At 69.0% G+C, this 8,856-nt stretch carries 9 protein-coding genes; 1 reads left to right on the top strand and 8 read right to left on the bottom strand.

From position 1 onward, the window contains the following. Positions 1-206 precede the first annotated feature (206 nt). From VLA96_04360 to VLA96_04325, 8 genes are all read right to left on the bottom strand, one after another. Positions 207-1,112, bottom strand: coding sequence for an aspartate carbamoyltransferase catalytic subunit (locus VLA96_04360; GenBank protein ID HSE48420.1), 906 nt, complete (start codon positions 1,110-1,112; stop codon positions 207-209). Then, entirely contained in the window at positions 1,109-1,699 is a 591-nt protein-coding gene (pyrR, locus tag VLA96_04355; protein HSE48419.1) for a bifunctional pyr operon transcriptional regulator/uracil phosphoribosyltransferase PyrR, read from the bottom strand. The genes VLA96_04360 and pyrR overlap by 4 nt, the downstream gene beginning before the upstream one ends. 131 nt (positions 1,700-1,830) lie before the next feature. Beyond that, entirely contained in the window at positions 1,831-2,517 is a 687-nt protein-coding gene (locus tag VLA96_04350; GenBank protein ID HSE48418.1) for a zinc ribbon domain-containing protein, read from the bottom strand. 107 nt (positions 2,518-2,624) lie between these two features. After that, positions 2,625-3,275, bottom strand: coding sequence for a hypothetical protein (locus VLA96_04345; GenBank protein ID HSE48417.1), 651 nt, complete (start codon positions 3,273-3,275; stop codon positions 2,625-2,627). Further along, entirely contained in the window at positions 3,244-5,145 is a 1,902-nt protein-coding gene (locus VLA96_04340) for a glycoside hydrolase family 3 protein (GenBank protein ID HSE48416.1), read from the bottom strand. The genes VLA96_04345 and VLA96_04340 overlap by 32 nt, the downstream gene beginning before the upstream one ends. Positions 5,146-5,172: 27 nt before the next feature. Then, positions 5,173-6,135: a tRNA (adenosine(37)-N6)-dimethylallyltransferase MiaA gene (gene miaA, locus VLA96_04335; GenBank protein ID HSE48415.1), complete on the bottom strand. Its 963-nt coding sequence runs from the start codon at positions 6,133-6,135 to the stop codon at positions 5,173-5,175. Between the two features lie 198 nt (positions 6,136-6,333). Continuing rightward, entirely contained in the window at positions 6,334-7,374 is a 1,041-nt protein-coding gene (locus VLA96_04330; GenBank protein ID HSE48414.1) for a TonB family protein, read from the bottom strand. A 144-nt stretch (positions 7,375-7,518) separates the two neighbouring features. Beyond that, complete coding sequence (locus tag VLA96_04325; protein ID HSE48413.1) at positions 7,519-8,538, bottom strand: Gfo/Idh/MocA family oxidoreductase; 1,020 nt, start codon at positions 8,536-8,538, stop codon at positions 7,519-7,521. Between the two features lie 91 nt (positions 8,539-8,629). Between VLA96_04325 and VLA96_04320 the strand changes: the two genes are divergently transcribed. Continuing rightward, positions 8,630-8,856, top strand: a 227-nt coding sequence (locus VLA96_04320; protein HSE48412.1) for a hypothetical protein, incomplete at its 3' end; no start/stop codon positions are given.

Here is an 8,856-nt window from a genome sequence, read left to right as displayed (position 1 = left end):
ACCTTGCCGTCGCGCAGCAGGACGTCCATCTCGGCGTCGACCTTGTTGGCGGGGTCGACGACGCGGCCGCCTTTGATCAACAGGCTCGGCGATTTTTCCGGTTTAGCCATTTGTTTTAAAAGCGTTTTCGGTCACCCGTTTCCCGTTTCCCGAAAAGCGGCGATGCGGGATGCGGGAAACCGGAAACCGGGAACTGGAAACGGTTCTCATGCGGCCCCCATGGCGGTGGCGAGGACGGCCATGCGGACGAAGACGCCGTTCTCGACCTGCTCGCGGATGACAGACTGGGGGGAGTCGGCGACGTCGCCGGCGATCTCGAGGCCGCGGATCATGGGGCCGGGGTGCATGACGAGGGCGTCGCGCTTGGCGAGCTTCAGGCGCTCGGCAGTGAGCTGGTAGTAGCCGATGTAGTCGTCGAGGCGAAGCTGGAGCGTGCCGAGGCGCTCTTTCTGGATGCGGAGCATCATCACGACGTCGGCGCCGCGCAGCGCGCCTTCCAGGTGGCGGGTGACGGTGACGTTGGCGGCGAGCGTGCCGGCGACTTCGGGAGCGAGCTCGGGCGGTCCGCAAAGCACGACCTGCGCGCCCAGCTTGGTGAGCAGGTAGACAGCGGAGCGCGCGACGCGCGAGTGGTAGATGTCGCCGACGATGACGACGCGGAGGCCGGCGATCTTGGGCTTGTGGCGCAGGATGGTGTAGGCGTCGAGCAGGGCCTGCGTGGGGTGCTCGTGCATGCCGTCGCCGGCGTTGATGACGGGGACGTCGAGGTGGCGCGCGAGCAGGTGGGGCGCGCCGGAAGCGGGATGGCGGATGACGACGCAGTCGGCGCCGAGCGCGCGCACGGTGTAGCCGGTGTCGATGAGCGACTCGCCCTTCTCGATGGAAGACTGGGTCGCGGTGACGATGGCGGTGGAGGCGCCGAGGGTCTTGGCGGCGAACTCGAAGGAGACGCGGGTGCGGGTGGAAGCTTCGTAGAAGAGGAGGAGGACGCGGCGGTCGCGCAGCATGGGGCGGGGCTTCGCGGACTGCATGCGGCGCGCCAGCCGCAGCAGTCCCTGGATCTCTTCCGGGGAGAGACTCTCCGTTCCGAGGAGCGAGCGGTTTCCCTTCATCGCTTCTTGCCTGTGGGTTCGGGTTCGGCCAGCAGGACTTTCTCCGATTTGTCGGTCTCGGTGAGGCGGACCTCGATCATCTCGTGGGGCTTGGTCTGGACGAGGCGGCCGACGTAGGCGGCGTCGATGGGCAACTCGCGGTGTCCGCGGTCGATGAGGACGGCGAGCTGGACGCGGCGCGGGCGGCCGTGGTCGAACAGGGCGTCCATGGCGGCGCGCGTGGTGCGGCCGGTGTAGAGGACGTCGTCGACCAGGATGACGTCCATGCCGGTGATGTCGAAGCCGAACTCGCCCTTGTTGACGACGGGCTTGGGGCCGACGGCGGTCTGGTCGTCGCGGTAGAGCGCGATGTCGAGCGTGCCGACCGGGACCTTCTTCTTCTTCTCGATCTGGCCGATGAGCCGGGCGAGGCGCTCGGCCAGCGGGACGCCGCGGCGCTTGATGCCGACCAGCGCCAGCTTCTCGACGCCGGTCTTCTCCACGATCTCGTGCGCCAGGCGGACGAGGGTGCGCTCGATCTCCGAGGCGGACATCAGCTGAGCCTTTTCGTGGAGCAGCGGCTGGCGGGGAGCGGGCAGCGAACTCATCGAGGGTCCTGTCTTCTCAGGGGAAGCGGAATGATACGCGTCCGGCGGATGACGGGCAAGTTACTGGGCGGTTTCCGGGGCGGGCGGGAACGTGCTAAGTAGCTGATTCTGAATGGGTTGGCGAATCGGGCCTAGGAGGTCTTGCGGCGGCCCCAGAGAGAAGCGCCGAGCGCGCCGCCGGCGATGCCGAAGATCACGAAGGAGAAGAGCGTGATGACGATCATCAGAGTGACGAAGATGGCGATGCCCTCGGGAGTGGCGAGCTTGCGGATGACTTCCTGGACGTTGGGGTCGGGATTGGTGGCGGCGGAGCGCTGAAGCTGCTCGACCATGCGCTGGCGGAAGCCGCCGCGGAGGGCCTCGGCCGCGATGCGAAAGACGACCCAGAAGGCGAAGGTGCAGAGGCCCATGACGGCGCCGAGGCGCACGCCCTGGCCGGTGGTGATCTCGCTGACGGGGCTCCACCTGCGATAGAGCTTGACGGTCAGGGCCGCGCCGCCGAGCAGCCAGAGGCAGCAGAGCGTGGAGACGATGGGGACGGAAGACGGCAGCGAAGCGACCAGGCCCATCAGGGCGCAGGCCTTGATGCCGACGCTCCAGTCGAGCGGCGCGGGCAGCGCGACCGGCATGGCGGGCGGCTGCAGGTCGCCGGGGGTGCCGGGCGGCATGGGAGGCGTCGCCTGCTCCGGGCTCACGCGGATCTGGGGCGCGCCGCAGGACGGACAGAAGGCCGTGCCTTCGTCGAGCACGGCGCCGCAGCGGTGGCAGGCGATCTGCATGAGCCACTCAAGGTAAATGAACGCGAACAGGGCAAGCAAGTGCCGAGTTGTGAGTTGCCAGTTGTGAGTACGAGTTGCGGAAAAGAAAGCGCGCGCCGAAGCGCGCGCTCACTCAGAACTCACAACTCAGAACTCACAGCTCAGAACTAGATGGTGTCGCCCTTGCCCTTGCCGACGATGACGCGGATGAGCGCGAACTCGGAGCCGGGCTTGCCATCCTTGCGCTCGGCGATGGCGACGATCTTCTGGTTCCCCTTGGTGCCGAGCCTGAGCTGGGTGACCTTGCGGCCGCGGTCGCCGGGATCCTTGTCGCAGGTGACGGGGTCGTCGAGGCCGCCCTTGTCGGAATCGCCCTCGACGTGGGCGCTGCCGACGTCGCCGGAGCCGGTGCACTCGATGAAACTGCCCATGGGCTTCATCTCGCCGCGATACCAGGCGAGCACCTTGTCGGGGGAGTCGTCGCTCACGTAGCTGATGACGGCGACTTTCAGGCCGAACATGCTCATCGAGACCGAGGCCTGGCCCTTGTCGTCGTCGCCATGCTGGGGCGGCTTGGGGGTGGCGCCGGGATAGACGGGCAAGCCGGTCTGCTTGGCGTCGGCCTCGTTCTGCACCTTGAGGTCGCCGAAGGGGGTCTCGATGTCGACCTTCTTGGAGCCGCGGCTCTCGTCCTCGCGCACCGACATATTGCAGCCGATGGCGGAGAGCAGCAGGGCGGCGGCGCAGAGCACGACCAGCGCGCCGACGAAGCGGCGCAGCGGCGTCTCAGTGAACCAGTTCCTCTCGTGAGCGGACATGCGGGGATCCTCCTTTGCGGCTGACGACGCTGGGCCTGTCGATGCCGGCGCCGCGCTGCGCAATGCCGGCCACCGAGACCGGCAAGCGGCCGCGGATGGGGGCTTCGCCGAACAGCGCGCGCACCGCCGCGACCTCCGATATCGGGACGTTGGAGTAGGTGCAGAGATAATTCTGGACTTTGGGGAAACCGGCGGCCAGGTAGGGGTTGCCGAGGCTGACGAGCACGGTCTTGGGCGCGGCGGCCTGCAGGAGGGCGCGCAGCAGGTTGGCCTGGGGCTCCTGCAATCCCACCGTGTTGACCGGCTTGCCGTTGACCATCACGAACTTGCCTCCGGAGGCCACCACGTAGGTGGCGACCACGACCTGCTCCGCGCGATCCGCCATCTCGACGACCTGCGGCGCCTGCGCGGCGGTGTTGCGCGGGTCGAGCCAAACGACGCGCGCTCCCGGCACGCGTGCCCGCAGCTCGCGATCGAAGGCGCGCCCGGTCTCCGAGCGCAGGTCCTCGAGCAGCAACACGGCCAGCAGCGGCGCCGGCGGCGCCTCTACTGTTCCATACGGCAGGGCGGGGGCGGCGGTTCCGGACTTTTTGAGGGGGAGGGCGCGGCCGCTGTCGCGCAACAGGGTGACGGCCTCCTGGGCGACCCGCTGGCCGAACTGGACGTCGGCGGGGCGGGCGATGGCGCGGTTGAGCTGGTCGAGCGCCACCAGGCGGTCGCGATGCAGGCCGACGGCGGCCTTGGCGCGCAGGATGCGCAGCACGCTTTCGTCGATCTGCGATTCGGGCAGCTCGCCGGACTGCACCGCCGCGACCAGCGCCTGGAAGGCGGCGTCGAGGTCGGGCGGGATGAGGACCATGTCATTGCCGGCCTTGACGGCTTCGACGGCGGCGCGGCCGGGCTGCGGGTAGAGGCGCGTGAGCGCCGCCATGTCCATGGCGTCGGGGACGACGAGGCCCTGGAAGCCGAGCTGTCCCTTGAGCAGGTCGCGGATGATGACCGGGGAGGTGGAGGCGACGCGCTTCGGGTCGGGATCGAGCGCGGGCACGGTGACGTGGGCGATCATCACGGAGTCGACGCCGGCGTCGATGGCGGCGCGGAAGGGCGCGAGCTCCACGCGGTCGAGGCGGGCGCGGTCGCCGGTGACCATGGCGAGATCGAGGTGCGAGTCGGTCGCGGTGTCGCCGTGCCCGGGGAAGTGCTTGGCGGTGGTGAGCACGCCGGCGGAGACCGAGCCGCGGATGTAGCGCGCGACCAGCTCGCCCACCTGCTGCGGGTCTTCGCCGAAGGAGCGCGTGTTGATGATGGGGTTGTCGGGATTGGAGTTCACATCGGCGATGGGAAAGAGGTTCCACTGCACGCCGATGGCGCGCGATTCCGCGCCCACGATGCGGGCGAAGCGCTCGACGTTGGCGGGGTCGTTGGTGGCGGCCAGCGCCATGGCGGAAGGGAACTGGGTCACGCCTTGGAGGCGCTGTCCGGGTCCGCGCTCGAAGTCGGCGGCGACCAGCAGCGGGACGTCGACGCGCTGCTGGAGCTCGTTGACGAGCGCGGCCGCCTCGTAGGGTTGGTTGCGGAAGACGAAGCCGCTCTCGCTCGGCACGGTGAGCAGCACGCTGCCGACGTGATAGCGCCTGAGGTCGCCGGCGAGCTGCTGGAACTCGGGACTGTCGAGGTTGCGGAACTCGACGATGGCGCGGACCATGAACATCTGGCCGATCTTTTCTTCGAGCGAAAGGCGGCGGAGCGTGCGCTGCGCCCAGCGGTCGCCTTCGCTGGTGAGCTGCACCGGGCCGGGCTTCTGGAAAGCGTCCTGGGCGGAGGCGGAGACGGCGAGCAGCAGGAGGAGAGCGATGAGGCGACGGAGCATCGGTTGGGACGATAACAAATGGGGTCGCTAGTCGCCAGTCGCTAGTCGCTCGGATACCAGCCGCAGCGCGTCGCTCTGGATGGCTGGGTCGTCGCCGAAGCCTTTGAGCCAGTGGACGTCGGGCTCGCGGCGGAACCAGGTCATCTGGCGCTTGGCGTAGTTGCGGTGGGACTGCTGCGCCGCCCAGACCGCGAGCTTGCGGTCGCTCTCGCCGCGCAGGTGCTGCACGGCCTGCTTGTAGCCGAGCGAGCCGAGCGGGCGGGCGGAGCCGCCGTATTCTTCGAGCAGGGCCTGGGTCTCTTCGAGCAGACCGCGCTCGAACATCTGCCTGGCGCGCTCGTTGAGGCGGGTGTAGAGCGCGTTGCGCTCCGGGTCGAGGCCGAGCCGCAGAATGCGAAAGCCGGTGAGCGGGTCGCGGCCTTCGCGCCACATCTCGGTCATGGGGCGGCGCGCGGTCAGCGCGACCTCGATGGCGCGAATGAGCTTGGGAACGTCGTTGGCGTGGATCTTCTCGGCGGCGGCGGGGTCGAGCCGGGCGAGCATCTCGTGCAGGTGCTGCGAGCCCTTTTGCTCAGCGTCGGCGCGGAGGCGGGCGCGCAGCTCCTCGGAGCGCGGCGGTCCGGCGAACAGGCCGTCCAGCAGCGCGCGCAGGTAGAGGCCGGTGCCGCCGACGACGATGGGGAGATGCTCGCGGTCCCTGATCTCCGCGAGGACGGCGCGGGCCCGGCGGGCGTAGTCGCCGGCGGTGAAGACCTCGGTGGGCGCGGCGACGTCGAAGAGATGGTGCGGCGCGCGGGCGCGCTCTTCCGGCGAGGGCTTGGCGGTGCCGATCTCGAACTCGCGGTAGACGGCGACGGAGTCGCAGTTGACGATCTCGCCGGAGAAGCGCTGGGCGAGCGCGAGCGAGAGCGCCGTCTTGCCGCTGCCGGTGGGCCCGAGGATGACGACCAGCAGCGGGTTCACCGCCAGCTCCAGCGGATCAGGTGCCACGAGCGCGCCAGGGTGAAGAGCAGGAGCAGCAGCCCGATGGCGAGCAGCCCGAAGATCTCGGCGCGGCGTGGGCGCATGGGTTCATTAGGCAATAAGCAATCGGCAATTAGCAATTGGCAGTTAGCAATTGGCCAGACCTCCTCGTGCGAAGCTTTCGCTCCTCGCCAATTGCTAATCGCTAATTGCCAATTGCCGCTTTCAGCGCAGCTGGTTGCGATCAGGGTTGTAGTAGAAGCTGGCGCGGACGGTGACGTAGTCGGCGCGGAAGTCGGCGGGGAGGGCGGGCAGGATGTTGGAGGCGGTGATGGCGCCGTACGCGGCGCGGTCCAGGGCGACGTCGCCCGAGCTGGAGATCAAGCGCACGCCGGTGACGCGGCCGTCTTTGAGGATGCTGAACTCGACGACCACCACGCCCTTCTTGCTCCACGGCGGCATGGCGCTCTCGGGCATGATGTTGTACCAGTTGTTCTGCACCTGGATCTTCATGCGCTTCATGTAGGGCGCGAAGTCGACGCCCAGGGTGTCGGTAAGGATCTCGAACTGGTCGCGGTGCTTGGTGAAGGCGACGCCGGGGCCGCTGCCGTATTCCCCGCCGACGACGGTGCCGCCGCGCTGCGAGGAAGCGGCGCGCGCGGCCTCCGCGATGCTGGAGCCGGCAGTCGAGGGCGTGTTGAAGATGGACGGCTTGCCGGCGCCGGCGTTCGGAGCATGCAACGCGGCGGAGGCATCGCCGGCGGGTTGCGGGAAGCCGCCGCCGGGAGCGAGCTGTCCCTGGGGCTGCGCGGCGGGCGCCGCCGGCGGCGACTGCGGGCCGCCGGCCGGGGGCGCGGGAGGTCCGGGCCGCAGGTTGTCCGCCAGCTGGTTGAGCGTCTTGCGGTCGGGGCGCGGCACGCGCGCGGCCTTCACGCGATCCTTGTCGCTGACGACATTGGTCTGCGGCCGCTCCACGACCTTCTGCTGGTCGGGCGCGAGGTTCACGTAGACGCCGTGGTCGGCGATGAATTCCTTCGCCGTGAGGACGATGGGGCTGTTCCTCGGCAGCGCGACGACCAGCGCCACGACGCCGAGCGCGAACAGGAGGTGCGCGAGCACGGACAGGCTGCCGAGCGCGACCAGCCGCTCCCAGGTCCACACGCTATCGAATTGCTCGAAGCGCGGGACGTCGGGCTCGACGGCGGGGCGCGGCGTGGGGCGGGCGCCTTCCGGAGGCTGCCGGCGCGGGATGTGAGCGGTGGCCATGGGGCAGTCCACAGTGCACAGTCCACAGTCCACAGTGGCCTGCCTGTGAGGGAGTGCTATCTCCATTCTCTCATTGTTAGACGCGGCGGGCGGGTGAGGGGCTCCTTCTAAGGGGACTCGGTACTCGGTACTCAGTACCCGGTACTAGAGTCCGACGCGGCGGGAGTGGTCGCGGATGGCGCCGAGGATGTCGAGGGCGAGGGCGAGGGCGCGACGGCCGTCGCCGAGCGAGACGACCGGCTCGGTGCGCGTGCGAACGGCGTGGAGGAAGGCGCGTAGCTCGGCGTGCAGCGGCTCTTCGTGCGCGATCTCGGGCTTGAAGGGGCGGATCTCGGGGCCGGACGGGTGCGCGGCGTCGAGCTCGGCGAGTCCGGGAGCGGAGGGCGAGGGCGTGCCGTCGGCGACGGTGAAGACGACGACGTCCTGCCGGGTGTAGTCGAGCGAGACGTACTGGTGCGGCTGGAAGAAGCGCAGCTTGCGGATGCGCTCGGTGGAGACGCGGCTGGCGGTGAAGTTGGCGACGCAGCCGGAATCGAACTCCATGCGGACGTTGGCGATGTCCACCTTGTCGGAGAGGATGGGCAGGCCGACGGCGCGCACTTCCTTGACGGGCGAGTCGACGAAGGAGAGGACGATGTCGAGGTCGTGGATCATGAGGTCGAGGACGACGTCGACGTCGAGGGCGCGCGGGGTGAAGACCGAGAGCCGGTGGACCTCGAAGAACATGGGCTTGGTGATGAGGCGGGCGGTGGCGCGGACGGCGGGGTTGAAGCGCTCGAGGTGGCCGGCCTGCGCGATGCGCTGGTGCTGGCGCGCGAGCTTGATGAGCTCGTCGGCTTCGGGGAGCGAGGGGGCGATGGGCTTCTCGATGAGGACGTCGATGCCGTCGCGCATGAGCTGGGTCGCGACCTCGAGGTGCGCGACGGTGGGGACGGCGACGGTGGCGGCGTCGACCGCGCCCTTGAGGTCGGCGACGGAGCCGAAGGCCTTCGTACCGAACTGCTGCGCCAGCTCCCGGGCGCGGGCGAAGTCGGCATCGACGACGCCGGCGAGCTCGACGTTGGCGTCGGCCTGCTGCGCGAGCTCATGGTAGACGCGCGCGTGGTTGCGCCCGAAGGCGCCCACGCCGACCACGGCTACGCGCAGCTTCTTTTGCGGAGACAAGAGGATGATTGTCGCAGAAGGCGCGGCGGCGTGTCAGCCGGAGCGCTGTGGTACCATCTGTGCCCTTCCCAGCGTGCCAAGGAGGTCCGCGATGAGGATTCTCTGCGCCTGCCTGCTGGCGTTCACCTGCAGCGCGTTCGCGGACGACTGGACTGAGACCATCAACCGCACGCTACGCACCACCCGCCAGCTCGTGGCGACGGAAAAGGGCGTACCGAAGGCCATTGTGGATGAGAGCCTGTGTGTGATCGTTCTGCCCTGGGCCAGCCCTCGCAACCTCCTCATGGATTCGACCGGCGCGATGCGGATCGTGGCGAC

The sequence above is a fragment of the Terriglobales bacterium genome (genome assembly GCA_035457425.1).
In the GTDB taxonomy this organism is placed as follows: domain Bacteria; phylum Acidobacteriota; class Terriglobia; order Terriglobales; family Acidobacteriaceae; genus JACPNR01.
The sequence above is the reverse complement of the archived record's forward strand: the minus strand, read 5'-3'. Positions and strand labels throughout refer to the sequence as shown.

Bases quoted from the DNA above. Each gene is read 5' to 3' on its own strand.
- VLA96_04360 (HSE48420.1), bottom strand. From the start codon at position 1,112: ATGAAGGGAAACCGCTCGCTCCTCGGAACGGAGAGTCTCTCCCCGGAA.
- pyrR (HSE48419.1), bottom strand. From the start codon at position 1,699: ATGAGTTCGCTGCCCGCTCCCCGCCAGCCGCTGCTCCACGAAAAGGCT.
- VLA96_04345 (HSE48417.1), bottom strand. From the start codon at position 3,275: ATGTCCGCTCACGAGAGGAACTGGTTCACTGAGACGCCGCTGCGCCGC.
- VLA96_04340 (HSE48416.1), bottom strand. From the start codon at position 5,145: ATGCTCCGTCGCCTCATCGCTCTCCTCCTGCTGCTCGCCGTCTCCGCC.
- VLA96_04330 (HSE48414.1), bottom strand. From the start codon at position 7,374: ATGGCCACCGCTCACATCCCGCGCCGGCAGCCTCCGGAAGGCGCCCGC.